General features: G+C 33.4%; 12 protein-coding genes and 2 pseudogenes. 5 read left to right on the forward strand and 9 right to left on the reverse strand.

Going from position 1 to position 18,612, the window contains the following annotated elements; genetic code table 11:
- Positions 1-61: 61 nt before the first annotated feature.
- Positions 62-1,024 (forward strand): App1 family protein, encoded by a 963-nt coding sequence (locus ACZZZT_RS23395; protein ID WP_463462131.1) that lies wholly within the window; start codon positions 62-64, stop codon positions 1,022-1,024.
- Between the two features lie 378 nt (positions 1,025-1,402).
- On the opposite strand, the gene ACZZZT_RS23400 is transcribed toward ACZZZT_RS23395, so the two are convergent.
- The gene (locus ACZZZT_RS23400; protein ID WP_042563881.1) at positions 1,403-3,316 is read right to left on the reverse strand and encodes an ABC-F family ATP-binding cassette domain-containing protein; all 1,914 of its coding nucleotides are present in this window, start codon (positions 3,314-3,316) and stop codon (positions 1,403-1,405) included.
- A gap of 75 nt (positions 3,317-3,391) precedes the next feature.
- Here ACZZZT_RS23400 and ACZZZT_RS23405 point away from each other — a divergent pair, with 75 nt between their 5' ends.
- Complete coding sequence (locus ACZZZT_RS23405; RefSeq protein WP_463462132.1) at positions 3,392-3,775, forward strand: DUF983 domain-containing protein; 384 nt, start codon at positions 3,392-3,394, stop codon at positions 3,773-3,775.
- Here ACZZZT_RS23405 and ACZZZT_RS23410 read toward each other — a convergent pair.
- The 8 genes and pseudogenes from ACZZZT_RS23410 to topA form a co-directional block, all read right to left on the reverse strand.
- Positions 3,756-4,829: pseudogene (locus ACZZZT_RS23410) on the reverse strand (NAD(P)/FAD-dependent oxidoreductase). The gene ACZZZT_RS23405 and the pseudogene ACZZZT_RS23410 overlap by 20 nt on opposite strands.
- Before the next feature lie 73 nt (positions 4,830-4,902).
- Positions 4,903-5,892, reverse strand: coding sequence for a type IX secretion system ring subunit PorN/GldN (porN, locus tag ACZZZT_RS23415; RefSeq protein ID WP_463462491.1), 990 nt, complete (start codon positions 5,890-5,892; stop codon positions 4,903-4,905).
- A gap of 222 nt (positions 5,893-6,114) precedes the next feature.
- Positions 6,115-7,104 (reverse strand): type IX secretion system ring subunit PorN/GldN, encoded by a 990-nt coding sequence (porN, locus tag ACZZZT_RS23420; protein WP_042563878.1) that lies wholly within the window; start codon positions 7,102-7,104, stop codon positions 6,115-6,117.
- 44 nt (positions 7,105-7,148) lie between these two features.
- Complete coding sequence (gene porM / locus ACZZZT_RS23425) at positions 7,149-8,690, reverse strand: type IX secretion system motor protein PorM/GldM (RefSeq protein WP_042563877.1); 1,542 nt, start codon at positions 8,688-8,690, stop codon at positions 7,149-7,151.
- Positions 8,691-8,742: 52 nt separating this feature from the next.
- Positions 8,743-9,390 carry a type IX secretion system motor protein PorL/GldL gene (gene porL / locus ACZZZT_RS23430; protein WP_463462133.1) on the reverse strand — a complete coding sequence of 216 codons (648 nt, stop codon included), beginning with the start codon at positions 9,388-9,390 and terminating at the stop codon, positions 8,743-8,745.
- A gap of 65 nt (positions 9,391-9,455) precedes the next feature.
- Positions 9,456-10,856, reverse strand: a complete 1,401-nt coding sequence (porK, locus tag ACZZZT_RS23435) for a T9SS ring complex lipoprotein PorK/GldK (protein WP_463462134.1) — start codon at positions 10,854-10,856, stop codon at positions 9,456-9,458.
- A 261-nt stretch (positions 10,857-11,117) separates the two neighbouring features.
- Positions 11,118-12,269, reverse strand: coding sequence for a formimidoylglutamase (locus tag ACZZZT_RS23440; RefSeq protein ID WP_463462135.1), 1,152 nt, complete (start codon positions 12,267-12,269; stop codon positions 11,118-11,120).
- 3 nt (positions 12,270-12,272) lie between these two features.
- A pseudogene (topA, locus tag ACZZZT_RS23445) lies at positions 12,273-14,788 on the reverse strand (type I DNA topoisomerase).
- Positions 14,789-15,326: 538 nt separating this feature from the next.
- Here topA and miaB point away from each other — a divergent pair.
- From miaB to ACZZZT_RS23460, 3 genes are all read left to right on the forward strand, one after another.
- Positions 15,327-16,772 carry a tRNA (N6-isopentenyl adenosine(37)-C2)-methylthiotransferase MiaB gene (miaB, locus tag ACZZZT_RS23450; RefSeq protein ID WP_463462136.1) on the forward strand — a complete coding sequence of 482 codons (1,446 nt, stop codon included), beginning with the start codon at positions 15,327-15,329 and terminating at the stop codon, positions 16,770-16,772.
- An 85-nt stretch (positions 16,773-16,857) separates the two neighbouring features.
- Entirely contained in the window at positions 16,858-17,229 is a 372-nt protein-coding gene (locus tag ACZZZT_RS23455; RefSeq protein WP_463462137.1) for a GxxExxY protein, read from the forward strand.
- A 52-nt stretch (positions 17,230-17,281) separates the two neighbouring features.
- On the forward strand, positions 17,282-18,538 hold the full coding sequence (locus ACZZZT_RS23460) for a sigma-54 interaction domain-containing protein (RefSeq protein ID WP_073397354.1): 1,257 nt from the start codon (positions 17,282-17,284) through the stop codon (positions 18,536-18,538).
- The last annotated feature ends 74 nt before the right edge of the window (positions 18,539-18,612 follow it).

An 18,612-nucleotide genomic window follows, 5' to 3' on the forward strand; every position in this document is an offset into this window, starting at 1 on the left:
ATTTTATTTTTTAAACCGATTAAAATAATTAATTTACAGTCTACATAAAAATACACAATTAATGAAACCAATCCTACAATTATATCGCGGTTATGCTAATGAACAAGAATTAATTGTAATGGGGCACGTTTTTAAAAGGACTTATGAGTACGATTTTCAGAAAAAAAACCTGAAAAATGCCAAATCAATAATCAATCAGTTCAGAATAAAAACCATTAAAAATCATGATGTTTATTTAAAATTCGACAATCAGGAAATACATTCAAAAACATTAGACGATGGTTATTTTAAATTTTGTATTCCGATAGAAAAAAAAATTGACTTTGGATGGATGGAATATGAAGTGCTTATAAAGTATAAATCAGAAATTATAACAGCAAAAGGAAGTTTTATTCATCCTCACGATGGAAACTTAGGGATTATATCTGATATTGATGATACTTTTTTAATTTCACACACACAAAATATATTCAAAAAAATATATATTCTTTTGTTTAAAAATGTAAATGATAGAAAAGTATTTAAAGATGTTGTCCCACATTATCAAGCCTTAAGCTCAGCCGGAAGAAATAATAAAGACGAGCAAAATGCCTTTTTTTATATTTCGAGCAGTGAATGGAATTTGTATCAATTTATTACAAGATTCACCAAAATACATCAATTACCAAGAGCTGTTATTTTATTGAAAGATATTAAACGCGGCGTTACAGATTTTTTTATGAGTGGAAGAGGAAACCACGATCATAAATTTGATAAAATAAAACATGTTTTAGAGTTTTACCCCAATCTTAAATATGTTTTATTGGGAGACGATTCGCAACATGATCCGATTTTATATGAGCGCATTTGCAAAATATTTCCCGTAACGGTAAAAGCGGTTTATATTAGACAAACCGGCAAACGTAAAAAAGAAGCTACGAAGACTATTTTGAAAAATTTAGAAAATCTAGAAGTTTCAGTTTGTTATTTTAAAGATAGCAGCGAAGCAATTATGCACTCAAAATGTATTGGGATTATTAAGTGAGTTTAATTTGTTTCAGGTTTCAGGTTTCAGGTTTCAGGTTTCAAGTTCTTATTGTGACATGCAAATTCAACATCAAACTTAAAACCTGAAAACTGCAACTGAAAACTGTGACTCAATTAGCCCAGATTGAAGTGAAAAGCCCAGAGCTAAAAAAACTAATTTTTCTTGCCGGAAAACAGCGACCAGCGGAAGCTCGTTTTATGGCTTAGAAAAATAGTTTTTTTAGCGTCCCGATAGCTATCGGGATGTAACGGAAAGCTGGATTAGCTCCTGAAAATCATAAAAAAACCTTTATCAAAGTTCAAAACTTCAATAAAGGTTTATATAATGAAATCTCATTTCAAAAAACTGAAAACTGAAACTGAGACTGAAAATTAATTAAGCATTAAAATTATCAATCTCTTCCTGAACCACTTCCCAGTCTAAAAGTAATTGGTCAAGGTCTTTTTTCTTTTTATTGTATGCTGTAAAAAACGAAGCGTCTTCGATATGTTTGTCGTAATTAGAAGCCAGCAATTTATCGTCGTGCTGAATGTCTTTTTCTAATTGTTTGATTTGACTTTCTACTTTGCTTAATTTGTTTTGAAGTGCTTTTCCTTTTTTCTGGTCTTCGTATGAAGCTTTATTGGTTTCTTTTGGAGCTGCCGCTTTAGCAACGTCTTTTTTCTCGACTTCGCGCATGTTTTCAAGATTGCGCTGTTCTAAGAAATAGTTGATATCACCTAAATATTCTTTTATCTTTTGATCTTTAAATTCATAAACAATGTTCGACATTCCTTGCAGAAAATCTCTATCGTGAGAAACCAATAATAAAGTTCCTCCAAATTTTTGCAAGGCAGCTTTTAAAACGTTTTTAGATTTGATATCTAAGTGGTTCGTAGGCTCATCCATCAGCAAAACATTGATTGGCTGCAATAATAACTTACAAAGCGCCAAACGGTTACGCTCGCCTCCTGAAAGTACTTTTACTTTTTTCTCGACATCATCGCCACGGAATAAAAACGAACCTAACATATCACGCACTTTAGATCTGTTGGTGTCCATTGCTGCATCTTCCATTGTTTGTAGCAATGTAATTTCGCCATCAAGATATTCTGCCTGATTTTGAGCAAAATAACCTAATTGAACATTGTGGCCTAATTTGATGTTTCCCTGATATTCAAACTCATTTACAATAGCTTTAATGAAGGTTGACTTTCCTTGTCCATTTTGACCAACAAAAGCAATTTTGCTTCCTCGTTCTACCAATAAATCGATATCTTTTAAAATAACTTTATCGCCGTAAGCTTTAGTTACATGTTCAGCTTCAACAACCACTCTTCCAGGTTCTTTTGAAACCGGAAAAGATATATTCATTACAGAATTATCGTCTTCATCAACTTCAATTCTTTCTACTTTATCTAATTTTTTTATCAATGATTGCGCCATTGAAGCTTTTGAGGCTTTTGCACGGAATTTCTCGATTAATTTTTCTGTTTCTTCAATTTTCTTAGCCTGATTTTTTTGAGTAGCTAATTGTTTCTCACGAATTTCATGACGCAATTCTAAATATTGAGAATAAGGCTTGTTAAAATCGTATGCTTTTCCTAATGAAATTTCGATCGTACGATTCGTAACATTATCCAAAAACATTTTATCGTGTGATACAATAACCACAACGCCAGGATAATTGCGAAGGAAACCTTCTAACCAAATGATACTTTCGATATCTAAGTGATTGGTTGGCTCATCCAGAAGCAATACATCATTTGATTGCAATAATAATTTTGCTAATTCGATACGCATTCTCCAACCTCCTGAAAATGTTTCAGTTTGGTTGTTAAAAACTTCTCTTTTGAAACCTAATCCTAAAAGAATTTTTTCTGTATCTCCTACATAGTTATAACCTCCTAAAAGCTCAAAACGGTGTGTGTAGTCTGATAAATCTTCGATGATCTGGCTGTATTCTTCACTTTCATAATCGGTTCTGGTAACCAGTTGATGATTAATTTGTTCCAGTTTCTTTTCAACAATTTTTATCTCTGTAAAAGCTTCGTAAGCTTCTTCGAGAACGGTTCTTCCTTGTTCAAAATCGATATCCTGACGTAAAAACCCCATCCTGATATCTTTCTCCTGAGAAATAACTCCAGAGTCAGGAGCAAAATCTCCTGCTAACATTTTAAGCATGGTAGATTTTCCTGCACCATTTTTTCCAACAAGTCCTACCCGATCACCGGCACCTAACCGAAAAGTTACTTCTTCAAACAAATAAGTACCTCCGAAAGAAACCGATAAATTATGTATATTAAGCATGTATTGTTATTTTATAACTAATTGATTTTGTAAATTTACATTCCCAAATCAATGGGGAATATTAATTTTTTGCAAATGTTAAAAAAAGGATCCAAACTAAATAGTATTTTAACAGGAAGTTGTCCAAAATGTCAAAAAGAAAGTATGTATTTAGACAAAAATCCGCTTCATTTGACTAAAGTTCTAAAAATGAACGATCATTGTAGTAATTGTGGATTAAAATATCAGATTGAACCATCGTTTTTTTACGGTGCAATGTATGTAAGTTACGGATTGAATGTTGCTGTGGGAATTGCGGCTTTTATTGTTTCATTTGTGTTTTTTGGAGTTACTATAGAACAATCATTTTTGGCTATAGTCATCTCATTAGTTGTTCTATTTCCATTTGTTTTAAGGCTTTCAAGAAACTTATACATTAATATGTTTGTTTCGTACGATCCTAAGGCCGGTCATAAATAAGCGTTTTCAAATATTTTTTATGAAATCTTTTAATATCGATTTCAGGACTTAAAGGAATATCATTTTCAATATTATCAAATAAAGCTTTTGCCATAGCAGGTCCAAGCATTACGCCGCGCGTTCCTAATCCGTTAAGAATATGCAGCGATTTACGTTCATGATGTGTTCCAATCAAAGGTCTTCTGTCTTTAACCGTTGGTCGAACTCCACCAAAATGCTGTATGATTTCAAAATCACACATCAGAATTTCTTTAATACGATCAATAAGTTCCTGTTTTCCTTCTTCAGTTGGTAAATCGGTTTTGTCCTGCCAATTATAAGTTGCTCCTACTTTAAACAAGTCATTACCCATTGGCAATATAAATACACTGGTATTTACAATAACATTAAGGTCCAAATCGGGTGCTTTTATAACAAGTAGTTCACCTTTTGTTCCATCCAAAGGCAAGTAATTAAAAAAGCGTTTTTATGTAATCCAAAGCCTTCTGCAAAAATAATATTGCGGGCTTTTATATTTTTGTATTGAATTCCGTAATCAAAAAATTCAACGTAGAGAGAGTCAAAAGATTCCTCAACTAATAGATTATTTTCTTGTAAGTATTTCTTATAGGTATCTAATAATAATGCCGTATCTACATATCCTGTATGCAATACTTCTCCATAATCGTATGGAGAGTCAATACCACTATATTTTTTAGAAATTATTTTTGTAGATAAAAAAGGTGCCAGATTTTTTTATCCGAAGCAGCAAACCAGTTATTTTGCTCTTCAATCGAAAAAACTTCCTTAAAATAGGAAGCCTGAAATTAAATTTCGTTTGTAGCTTTCTTTCAATATCATTGTAAAATTCGTCCATTAAAGTCAATTGTTCTTCTGCATTCCAAACTTCACTGAAACGTTTTAAAATAACCGGATTATACAAACCACCAGCAACTCTTGAAGAAGCTTGCGATTTATTATTATCCATTACTAAAATAGATTTATTGTTTTTAAGGGCTATTTCAGCAAATGAAATTCCGGCTAATCCAGATCCGACAATTAAATAATCAAACATATTGTAATAGGTAAAAGAAAAAAACTCTTAATACAAAAGTACTAAGAGTTTTTGTTATAATGCATATAGAGACCTAGTAGTTCCACATATCTTGCTCAAAATTACGGATTTTCTCTTTTACTCTTTCAGATTCAAACAATTGACTTTGAGCATCATCTCTTATATATTGTTTGATCTCACGATCTCCATACATATTTTCTTCTTTATAGATAACTGCATTAAATCGCCTTGAATTCAATATCTGATCAAAAGAAATTGGTACAGCCGAATTAGCATCATTAAAAGCTTTTGCTTCATGCAATGCAACCCGTGCATCTGGGAAGAAAACCCAAAATAATTCAATATAATCCTTTTCGTCACTATTCATGGTATAAACGTCCGGAGTTACAGGGCAAATACCTAATAAACGATATTTTAACTCACTTTGACGTTTGTCAAAATACCAATATCCTTTAATTTTATATTGCGTAACATCTGCTGCTGTAAGATCTTGTCTTAAGATATATTCAGCAGGAACCGTTCTTGTTGGCCCTATAGTTTGATCAACATACGTTACGACTTTCTTTTTACCAGTTCCTGTTACTACTTTTTTCTTTACTACCCGTGTCCTATAATCATCAGGATATTGATTAATCAGTTCTCTACCCGCATCTGTTGTGTCAACACGAGATAATGAGCCTTGAATATCTTTTAAAGTTTTTTTGGTATTAAAATAACTATCAGAATACACTTCTGTTATTTTTCCATTTCTCATGGCTTTGGTCAAAACATCATACAAGGAACGTCTGTCTGGACCAATATTAGCAGAATCTACGGGAAAATATAATGGAAAGTTGATTTTTTCGTTTAAATCAATAATTTCCCAAACTGTCTTTCCCATTAAAACATCCCTGTCGTCAACATAACCATATGACAATGGTTTGTCATTGTCTGAAATAAGCTGAGCAGGGCTTTTTTGCCCAATTTGATCAGCTGTTTTTGCGTTAAGCAAATTCGACTGTGCATTAGAAACAAAACTTCCAAAGACCCATATAATAGCAACTAAAATTTTCTTTATATCCATCATCATATCGTTAAAACATTTCAAACGTAAAATTACATATTTTATTGTTATTTTTCCTACATAAATAAAAAAACAATAAAATTTAACAATTTCTCCAAAAGGGAATTAAGGATTAAAAAATCCAACCAATTTCAGGTATCAATAATTTTAATTAAGATGGGGCAAAAAAAAACTCTTACTACAAATATAGTAAGAGTTTTTTATAAAATTTTGATTTAGAACTTAGTAGTTCCACATATCTTGCTCGAAGTTACGGATTTTCTCTTTCACTCTCTCAGATTCTAACAATTGATTTTGTGCATTATCCTTCATGTATTCTTTGATCTCGCGATCTCCGTACAAGTTTTCTTCTTTGTAGACAACAGCATTAAAACGTCTTGAATTTAAAATTTGATCGAAAGAAATTGGTAATGCTGAATTGCTATCGTTAAAAGCTTTTGCTTCATGCAAAGCTTCTCTTGAATTAGGATAGAAAATCCAGAACAACTCAATATAGTCCTTTTCGTCACTGTTCATAGTATAAACGTCCGGAGTTACAGGGCAAATACCTAATAAACGATACTTCAATTCACTCTGACGTTTGTCAAAATACCAGTATCCTTTAATTTTGTATTGTGTAACATCTGCAGAAGTAAGATCCTGTCTTAAGACATACTCAGCAGGAACTGTTCTTGTTGGCCCAACTGTTTCATCAACATAAGTAACCACTTTCTTTTTACCAGTACCAGTAACTACTTTTTTCTTCACAACACGTGTTTTGTAGTCATCAGGATATTGATTGATTAACTCTCTACCAGCATCTGTTGTATCAATACGAGATAATGAACCTTCAATATCTTTCAAAGATTTTTTAGTATTGAAATAACTATCAGAGTACACTTCAGTTATCTTGCCATTTTTCATAGCTTTAGTCAAAACGTCATATAATGAACGTCTGTCAGCACCAATGTTAGCAGTATCTACCGGAAAGTATAATGGAAAATTAATTTTCTCATTCAAATCAATGATTTCCCAAGTAGTTTTTCCCATCAATACATCTCTGTCATCTACATAACCGTAAGCTAACGGTTTGTCATTATCTGAGATAAGCTGTGCAGGAGTCTTAAGTCCTATTTGTGCAGGTGTTTTTGCATTAAGCAAATTAGATTGCGCGTTAGCAGCAAATCCTCCTGCAATAGAAACAATAGCTATTAAAAAATTTCTTACTTTCATCGTGGTATCATTATAAGATATTGAACGTAGTTTTACCTACTTTATTATTGTATTTCGTAAATTACCGGAGCAGTTCTTGGTAATAAATAACTACCAGCTCCAACAAGTTTAGTTTTAATTTCAGAAATAGTAACCTGATCTCCTTTTCCAGCTCTTGAAAGAATTTGCTTGCATTGTGCATTTAATCTGTTACCAGAAACAACAACTGTAGGTTGTCCAGTAACTTTTAAGTTAAATCCAACAACATCTAAACCAACTTCGAAATCAAAATCAAGTAATTTAGCACCAATTGTAGCAATTTCTAAGTTAGATTTAGGCCCTTTAACAACACCCATTTCACCTCTAATTGTACCTGTTGGTCCAGGAATACCTTTAATTCTAAATGTTTTCTTATCTGTAACTTTATCTCCGTTTGGTAATGTTCCTGTAACAGAAATTGTAGCTTCTGTTCCTTGACCCGGGCTCATATTATATTTACCTGGTTTACCAGCAGAAGCTAATCCTGGCGCGCTTGCAACAATTTTGTTAGCATCAACACCAGCAAAAGATACAGAAATTGGATTAACAACTCCTCTATAAACAACATTCATTTTATCAGCAGAAATAGTAGCTGAGTTAGGTCTTGGCACTACAACATATTTTCCAGCAAATTTAAGTGGAATGTTTTTACCATCCTCTAAGAATGTAAATTGTCCATTAATATCTTGCTCTCCAACACCACCTGCAGTTAATGAAATAACAGCTTGTCCGTTAACAATTTGTCCAGGACCTTGGAATGAAGTTGGTTTTGTATTTTCGTCATAACGACCTAAAACTACTTTACCAGTTACTTTTTCTCCTTGGAAATAAGCATTTTTATCTAAAACAACGATCGCCTGATAATTACTGTAAGAAGCAGCAGCAACCGCAGCTTTTCCTAGAGCACTGTTGTAAACATCAGTTTCAGCTTTTTTAACGTCATTTTGCCAAGTTGAAAGTTTTGCAGCCGAAGCAATTGCAGGGAAACCTTTAAAGTGGTAATCTAAGTATTTTTGTTTTACACCTTCTTTATTTTTTACATCAGAAACATCGAATTTTTTCTCAATCTCTGCAATAATTGGAGCATATTTTTTATCTGTTCCTAAAGCAGCTTTCATGTCTGCTTTGTATTTTTGAATTGCAGCAATAATATCGTTACCTTTTTTAGTGTAACCGTCTCCTGTGAACCAGTCGTCGATATTATCTCCTCTATCCATTGCCTCATATGGCAATTTTCCAGTTTCTTTTTCTACTTCAAAACCTTTGATAGATTGAGCCTTTAAAGTTGCTATATAATCATAAAATCCTTTTGAGATAGCTTCTACTTTGTGAGCAGTTACTGCAGCAATAGCGAATTCTCCTTTTGCTTCAGCAGCTTTTTGATCTAAAGATGTCAATAATGAAGTGTTTGTTGCAACTGAAGAAGTGTTTGCATCTTCAAATTTTTCATTCATCAAACCAAAAGCAGAAATTACTTCTTTCGATACGTTCATTGCCAACATTGCGATGAAAACCAGATACATCAGGTTAATCATCTTCTGTCTAGGGGTTAATTTTCCTCCTGCCATTTTTTTCTAATTAGTTCTTATTAATAATTTTAATATAATAGTCAAAAACTAATTATCCTTTGTTACTCATTGCAGAAAGCATACCACCGTAAACACTGTTTAAAGAAGCAATGTTTGCAGTCATAGATTGCATTTGTTCTTTTAATTTAGATGCATTGTCAGCAATTTCTTTATTAGCTTCAGCATTTCTTGAAGCACTTTCTAATTGAACTTTGTATAAGCTGTTTAATGATTCCATTTGAGCAGCAGCCATAGATAACTCTTCGCTATATTTTTTAGTAGAAGCGATTGAATCTACAGTAGGAGCAATTCCTTTAGCAGCTGATTCGAAATTTTTGATACTGTTTCCTAAACTTGACATTAACTCACCGTCAATTTTAGCTTCTTTTAACATTACGTCTAATTTTTGAGACAATAATCCTTGAGCATCAGAAGGAGTTTCTACTTTGTCAGCTTTTTGTCTAGCTTGTCCGTTAGCTAATTCCGGGTAAACAAGTGTCCAGTCTAATTCATCTTCAACTGGTTCGAAAGCAGAAAGGGCAAAGATTAACGCTTCAGTTAATAATCCCACAGAAAGCATTACAGTACCTGTTAATGGTCCAATTTCAAAGTGAGTAATTTTGAATAATGCTCCAACGATTACTACTGCCGCTCCCATACCATAAGCGAAATTCATTGCTTTTTTACTTAATAATGCCATAATGATAATTTTTTTTAGGTTTTAATTTAAAATAGATTCGATTTGGTTATTGATTTAATTATAATTTACTTTTTCTTTTTTCCGCCCGTTACTTGAGTTCCCATGTAATCTTGTACAGTTCTGAAACCAATATAACTTCTAGCAGAATCTGCGTATTCGTGATCACGAGTACTTACTTGTAGGAAGTAAGCAACGTCTTTCCAAGATCCTCCACGAACCACTTTTCTTTGGTTGTTTCCATCAATTACGTTAGGGTTCATTGTAGAAACATATTCGTAAGCATTTGGATTATAAGCTGAATCCGTCCATTCTGAAACGTTTCCTGCCATGTTGTATAATCCGTAACCATTTACTTCATATGATTTAGCCTCAACTGTATACAAAGCTTCATCAGCAGCATAATCTCCTCTGCTTGGTTTAAAGTTTGCTAAGAAACAACCTCTGTCACTTTTAGTATAAGGACCTCCCCAAGGATAAGTAGCAGATTCCAGACCTCCTCTTGCAGCATACTCCCATTCTGCCTCAGTTGGCAATCTGAAAGAGTTTACTAAGTCACGTCCTTTTTTCTTAGATTTAATGTAGCTGTTTTTATTTAAAGTTCTCCAAGCACAAAATGCTTTTGCTTGTTTCCATGTAACTCCAACAACAGGGTAATCTCCGTAAGCTTTGTGCCAGAAATAATCATTATGCATTGGCTCATTATATGAGTAAGCAAAATCCTTAATCCACACTGTAGTATCAGGATAAATTCTCACTTGTTCTGTTTTTACAAAGTCTTTTCTTTTTCCAACTTTAGCTTTTGCTGCAGCCTGGATATCCATCCAAGAATAACGGAATTTCAATTTATTTACATCAACTGTTCTTAAACCATTATATGATTCTTCAATTGGCAAATACATAGAGTCCATTACCTCAGTATAATACTCATCCGGATAACCTTTTGTATCTTTAATTAACTTAACTTTTTTGTTTAATTTTCTACCAGCATAAGGATCATCTTTTGTTCCAACGCTATAGTAGTTATCATACATATACTTATCGTAAGCCGTCATTTTATCTGGCTCAGAATCGTTAAATGCATAATCAGCAATACTTCCAGCTTTTTTACCTTTACCATCTGATGATGCTTTTTGACCAGTTTCATCAGCTAAAATAGCCAAACGCACTCTCATTGTAGAATCTTTTACCCATTCTACAAATTGACGATACTCACTGTTAGTGATTTCAGTTTCATCCATGTAAAACGAACGAACTGTTACAGTTTTAGTTGGAGCATCCTCAACATTAGCTAAATCAGCATCTGATTTACCCATGATAAAAGATCCGCCTGGAACCAAAGTCATTCCATATGGCTTTTCGGGATGCCATTTCCCTCCTGTAACACCAACTAACTCTCCTTTGTCACCTGACTTACCACAGCCGATTACTAGTGTTAAAATTGCTGTAAATGCAATAAACTTCTTCATATAAATTTGGGATTATCTATTCATTATTATAAGTCCGTAAACGTATTTATTATTTATTAAAAAAACAACACTACTCACGAAATTTATTTCACCGTTCAAAAATAATGTTAAATAAAATAAAAAAAATATTTTGTCGATAAACTAACGCAAAAAACCGACGTAAAACGTTAAATTTTATATTTTATAAATATTAACTTACTAAATTTATTTAACAATTTTTCACAAAAATTCTATTTTTCTGATTTTCGTTAAATTTTTGCTCTACAAAGCGTTTTTTCTCTGCGCCTTCCACCATCTTTCCGGCAATTCTTGGTTGCAAGCGCACAAATATTCGTCGTAAGAACAGGGTAATAACGTATTTCTTTTCAATTTATTGTGACCATTTGATTCAAATGGAATTTCGATCCACCAACGATCAGTTTTGTCACTTTTATAAAAAATTAATTCTTCATCTTCCATTGGAACTATATATTTCAAATAGTTCGTTCTGCTTCCAAAAGGATACTCTTTAGAACGATAATGATACCCTTCTATAAAATACCAAATAATTTGCGCAATCATTGCAGACTCATATACGGTATTATTGTGATTAAAGATTCCAAATAACGAAACTTTATCGCTAATTCCCGCGTATCTTGCTAAAGCACAGATCTCTTTACCGTTAAAACCATTAGGTTCAAAATTAATATTATTACCCGAAGCAGATGATTTTACTGAATTCAAATCGATACTAACTAAATCAGCATCTCTAAAAACAGGTTCTGCCAGAGCTATATTATTCGAAATTTCACCTAATCGGTATGCATCAAAGAACAATTTTTCTATCAAATCAATTTCTTCCTGAGAATTGTAATAGGTTTGATAACCGATATTACAATAATTAAAAAGGTTATTTGGCTCATCAATTATGATTTTTGTAAGATATGAATTGGCAGAAACCGTCTCATTTTCCTTGCCAAAATCAAATCTGTTATCCACAGCAACCATATTAACCATTTGCTCTAAATCATCATAAGCACGATACAAAGCATAGGTTAAATCCTGTGAACCTCCCAGGACTATAGGAATCACTTTATTCTTAATTAATGCCGAAGTTACCTTCTTAAGTGCAAAATAAGTATCCTCAACTGAATCGCCTGCAAGAATATCTCCCAAGTCAGCAATAGAAGCATCCCAATTACCCGGAAACATGCCATAAAGCTTTTTACGAACAGCCGTCAGGTTTACTTCATTAACGATATCAATATTTCTACGATCTTCTAAAACTCCAACAATAGCAATAGTAATTTTGCTAATATCCGGAAACTGATCCTGTGTGTGCAAAACAATTTTGCTACCCAATTCTTGAGAAGACAACGAACTAATGAATTTTAAAATTCCTTCGTTAACTGGTTCTAGAAAATCAAATTCCATTTTTTATTTCTTTTTTGCAGCTGCTTTTTTAGCCGGTGCTTTTTTTGCGGTTGTTGCTTTTTTTGCTGGTGTTTTCTTTGCCGGAGTTTTAGCTGCAATCATTTCCTGAACCTGAGCTAATGTCAATTGTGTAGCATCAACATCTTTGCTTAATTCAATTTTGATCTTACCTTTTGTAATCACCGAACGACCCCAACGTGCTTTTTCAACCAAAATTCCTTCATCTTCCCAATTGTGAAGAACTTTATCTATATTTTTCTGTAATTTATCTTCAATTAATTCTTCAACATCTTGTTGCGATAAATTATCAAAATTGTATTTTTTGCTTACGTTTACAAAAAGACCGTTCCACTTAATAAAAGGACCAAAACGTCCCACACCTTTTTGAACAGCTTCTCCTTTATATACTGCAATTGGCGCATCAGCAAGTGCTTTTTCGTCAATTAATTCCTGAGCTCTTTCTTTAGAAACTCCAAGTGGATCTTCTCCTCTTGGCAGGGAAATAAAAACACTTCCATGACGCACGTAAGGTCCATAACGGCCATTACTCACCTCTACTTCTTCTCCTTTATATTCACCTAAACTTTTAGGAAGCAAGAATAAATTTAAAGCTTCTTCAAGCGTAATGTTTCCAATATTCTGATCAGACATTAAGCTTGCAAACTTTTTATCTTCATCGTCTGCTTCTCCAATTTGAGCCATTGGTCCAAATTTTCCTAAACGTACAGATACTTGTCTTCCGTCAGCATCTTTACCCAAAATTCTTTCTCCACTTTCACGTTCTGCGTTAGCTTCAACTTCTTTTACATTTGGGTGGAATTTATTGTAGAATTCCTGCATCATGGTTGCCCAGTCAATATTTCCTTCGGCAATTTCGTCAAAATCCTGTTCTACTTTTGCTGTAAAATTATAATCAAGGATGTTTCCGAAATTTTTAACCAAGAAATCAGTAACAATTGTTCCGATATCTGTTGGAACTAATTTTCCTTTATCAGAACCTGTATTTTCTTTCAGCAACTTCTCTCCCACTTTACCAGTTTGCAAAGTAAGTTGCGTATAATTACGTTCCTGACCCTCAAGAGTTCCTTTTTCAACATAATTTCTGTTGATGATAGTCGAAATAGTTGGTGCGTACGTAGACGGACGACCAATTCCTAATTCTTCCAATTTTTTCACCAAAGATGCCTCTGTATAACGAGCCGGTGGCCTTGAATATCTTTCTGTAGCCGTAATATAATTGTTTACTAACTTTTCGTTTACTTTTAATGCAGGCAGCATTCCTTCTTGTTCTTCCTCATCATCATCATGCCCTTCAAGATAAACTTTCAGGAAACCTTCAAAAAGCAAAACTTCTCCAGAAGCCGTAAAAAGTTCATCGTGATTATTAGCTTCAATTTTTACATTTGTTCTTTCTAATTGTGCATCACTCATTTGAGACGCCAACGTTCTTTTCCAGATCAAATCATACAAACGTGCCTGATCACGATCAATATTTACGGTATGACGCGACATATCCGTCGGACGAATTGCTTCGTGCGCTTCTTGTGCTCCTTTGCTTTTATTGGCAAAAGTTCGAGGTTTTGAAAACTCTTTTCCGTATGATTTTATAATTTCAGCTTCGGCAGCATCCATTGCATCTTTAGAAAGGTTCACACTATCCGTTCTCATATAAGTAATAAGTCCGGCTTCGTACAAACGCTGTGCAAGCTGCATGGTGATTCCTACCGGCAAATACAATTTTCTTGCAGCTTCTTGTTGCAATGTAGAAGTTGTAAATGGTGCTGTTGGAGATTTTTTGGTAGGTTTAGTTTCTAAATCTGCTACCTTATATTGTGATCCGATGTTTTGTTTTAAGAAATCTTCGGCTTCTTTTTTAGTATTGAAATTTTTTGGTAATTTGGCTTTGAAAGCTTTCCCTGCCTCATTTACGAATTCTGCAACAACAGAATAACTGGCAACTGCGTTGAAATTCTGGATTTCGCGTTCTCTTTCTACAATCAAACGAACAGAAACTGACTGTACACGTCCGGCAGAAAGTCCTCCTTTAATTTTTCTCCATAAAACCGGAGATAATTCATAACCTACTAAACGATCCAAAACACGACGTGCCTGTTGTGCATTTACTAAATTATAATCAATTTCTCGTGGATTCTCGATTGCTTTAAGAATCGCAGATTTGGTAATCTCATGAAAAACAATTCGTTTGGTTTTTTTACATCTAGTTTTAATTCTTCCGCCAAGTGCCATGAAATAGCTTCTCCTTCGCGGTCCTCATCGCTTGCTAGCCAAACCATTTCGGCATTTTTAGATAGTGTCTTTAATTTACTTACTAAGGCTTTTTTATCAGGAGAAACTTCGTATTTAGGTTTAAATCCATTTTCAACATCTACCCCTATTTCCTTTGATGGTAAGTCGGCTATGTGTCCATAACTAGACTCGACCTGAAAATCACTTCCTAGAAATTTCTCTATCGTTTTCGCCTTTGCAGGTGATTCCACTATTACTAAATTCTTTGCCATTGATCTATTTTTCTGCAACAAAAGTAGAAGTTTTTTTTAAATATCAACCTTGATAATGCATTTTTGAGGTATTTTGATATTATGTTTCTAAAAATTGCAGATTTATCTGTAAAGTAATGCATTATATATATAGGTATAACTTTTAAAGAAAGTACGATTCAGATATGCTCTTTTTTTAACAGTAAACTTCTTAGAAGGAATTTTAAATTGTAGCTTCAGACTTATAGCTTTTAGATTATTTATATACTACATGCTTTTGGAAACACTAAAATTTTACCGCAGAGGTCGAAAAGGTTTTACACAAAGTTTGCTAAGTTTAATTTGAGCTGAAAATTTTCAAAGAAAGTTAGCTAAGCTTTGAGAATCTTTTTTAATCCTTTAATCTGAAACTAAGTTTATTAAAGAAAAGGCTTCTATAGGCGCTATAAACCTATCTAAAATCTATCCCGAGGCTTCGGGACAGAATTCTAAAATCTTTTTCCTGCCATCTTGTCACAATTATACCTTTTGCGTTATCTTTGCACTTTGAATTTATACAATGGAAAAGATTATTGAAGAAAGTAAACAGGGCGAAAGTCTTGTTTTGGAGAATAAGCCTGAGAATACAAAAAAACTTTTTATAGAAAGTTACGGTTGTGCGATGAATTTTTCGGACAGTGAGGTCGTAGCTTCCATTTTATCGATTAACGGATATAATACTACTCAAACTCTTGAAGAAGCAGACTTGGTTCTGGTAAATACCTGCTCAATTCGAGATAAGGCAGAACAGACTATTCGTAAACGTCTGGAAAAATATAATGCAGTAAAACGTATTAACCCGAAAATGAAAGTAGGCGTTCTAGGCTGTATGGCCGAACGTTTGAAAAGTCAGTTTCTAGAGGAAGAAAAAATAGTCGACCTTGTTGTTGGTCCTGATGCTTACAAAGATTTACCCAATTTATTGGCAGAAGTTGAAGAAGGCCGTGACGCTATCAATGTCATTTTATCGAAAGAGGAAACATACGGAGATATTTCACCGGTTCGTTTGATGAGTAATGGAATTACAGCTTTGGTTTCGATTACCCGTGGTTGCGACAATATGTGTACGTTTTGCGTTGTACCTTTTACACGCGGACGTGAGCGTAGCCGTGAGCCACAAAGTATCATGAAAGAAATTCAGGATTTATGGGATAAAGGCTTTAAGGAAATTACACTTTTAGGTCAAAACGTTGACAGTTATCTTTGGTACGGCGGCGGTTTGAAAAAAGATTTTGTAAACGCCTCTGAAATGCAAAAAGCAACGGCAGTAGATTTTGATCAGTTACTTGAAATGGTTGCAGTAGGTTTCCCAAAAATGAGAATCAGATTTTCGACTTCTAATCCGCAGGATATGCATGAAAGTATTTTGCATGTGATCGCTAAATATCCAAATATTTGTAAACACATACACTTGCCTGTTCAATCTGGAAGCAATAGAATTTTAAAAGAAATGAATCGTTTGCACACTCGTGAAGAATACATGACTTTGATTGATAAAATCAGAGCAATTATTCCAAATGCTTCGATTTCACAAGATATGATTGCCGGTTTTCCAACAGAAACGGAACAAGATCATCAGGATACCATGAGTTTAATGGAATATGTGAAATATAATTTTGGTTATATGTATTCATACTCTGAACGTCCGGGAACTTTGGCCGGAAGAAAAATGGAAGATGATGTTCCTGAAGAAACTAAAGCCAGAAGATTGCAGGAAATTGTCGATTTACAACAAAAACATGCCTGGTTTAGAAGCGAAGAATTCGTTGGACAAATTGTTGAAGTTCTTGTAGAAAAAGTTTCTAAAAAATCAAAAGAAGAATTCTCAGGAAGAAACTCTCAAAGCATTACAGTTGTTTTCCCGAAAGAGAATTACAAAATTGGAGATTTCGTAAACGTAAAAATCACAAGTTGTACTAGCGGGACATTAAAAGGTGAAGCGGTAGGTTATTCTGAGATGAATTAATTTTTTTGCCACAGATTAAATGATTAAAATGATTTTTTGTATTATTTTTCTTATTTTTAATGTAATGGTAAAAATTAATTAGATTATGCAATATTATAGAGAAAAAGAGACTTATAAGATTATTGGAATATGTATGGAAGTTCATAATAATCTTGGACCAGGATTATTAGAAATAGTATACAAAGATGCTTTAGAAATAGAATTTAAGGAAAATAATATTCCATTTGAAAGAGAAAAGGAATATTCAATTGAATACAAAGGTAAAATCTTGCCTCATAAGTTTTATGCTGACTTCATTATTAATGAAGATATTGTTTTAGAGGTAAAAGCAATAAAAGAATTTTCGAGTGAACATATCGCTCAGATTTTAAACTATATAAAATTGTCAGGTTCAGAATTGGGATTACTTATTAACTTTCAAACAAAATCTCTTCAGCATAAAAGATATATTTTATAATTTAGAGAATCTGAGTTAATCATTTAATCTGTGGCAAAAGAAAAAAACATAAATGGAAACAGTTCAAGCAATAAAACAACGATTTGAGATTATTGGGAATGACCCGAAATTAAATCGCGCCATTGAAAAAGCCATTCAGGTTGCTCCTACTGATATTTCGGTAATGGTAACTGGGGAAAGTGGTGTTGGTAAAGAAAATATTCCTAGAATAATTCATTCGCTTTCACACAGAAAGCATGGTAAATATATTGCTGTAAACTGCGGAGCTATTCCAGAAGGAACAATTGACAGTGAACTTTTTGGACACGAAAAAGGTGCTTTTACCGGAGCCACAAGCACGCGTGAAGGTTATTTTGAAGTGGCAGATGGCGGAACTATTTTTCTGGATGAAGTTGGTGAATTGCCTTTAACCACTCAGGTTCGTTTGCTTCGTGTACTTGAAAATGGAGAATTTATAAAAGTAGGTTCTTCTCAGGTTCAAAAAACCAATGTGAGAATTGTTGCAGCAACGAATGTGAATTTATTTAATGCAATTGAAAAAGGAAAATTTCGTGAGGATTTATACTATCGTTTAACTACTGTAGAAATCACTTTGCCGCCTTTGCGTGAAAGAAACGAAGATATTCATTTATTGTTTAGAAAATTTGTTGCCGATTTTGCGCATAAATATAAAATGCCTCCGTTAAAGTTAGATGATGATGCGGTTCAGCTTTTGCAAAAATTCAGATGGAACGGAAACATTCGTCAATTACGAAATGTTGCCGAGCAGATTTCTGTTTTAGAAACCAATCGCGATATTACATTGGCTACTTTACAATCGTATTTGCCAACTGAAGGAAGTAATTTGCCATCTGTAATTAATGATAAAAAGAAAGAAAGCGATTTTAGTACCGAAAGAGATATTTTGTACAAAGTGCTTTTTGATATGAAAAGTGATTTGAACGATTTGAAAAAACTCACTTTAGAATTGATGAAAAATGGATCATCGAAAGTTCAGGATATTAATCCGAATTTGATTCAGAAAATATACGGTTCGCAGGAAAATGACAGTGAAATAGATTTTGAAGAAGAACCAAGAACTGCTGTTATGACGCCTGCAACGCGCGAAGACAATTATCAGATTCAGGATGATAATTATTTGTTTGCCGAAACGATTGAAGAAGAAGAGATTTTACGTTTAGAACAAAAAGAAATCGAAATGATCAAAAAATCATTAGAAAAAAACAAAGGAAAACGTAAAGCTGCTGCAGATGAATTAGGTATTTCTGAAAGAACTTTATATAGAAAAATTAAACAATTTGATTTATAGTTTTGCCACAAAGACGCTAAGACACAAAATGTTTTAAACGAAAATTATATCTTTGACCCGAAGCGTGAGCGAAC

The sequence above is a fragment of the Flavobacterium sp. AC274 genome, assembly GCF_979258275.1.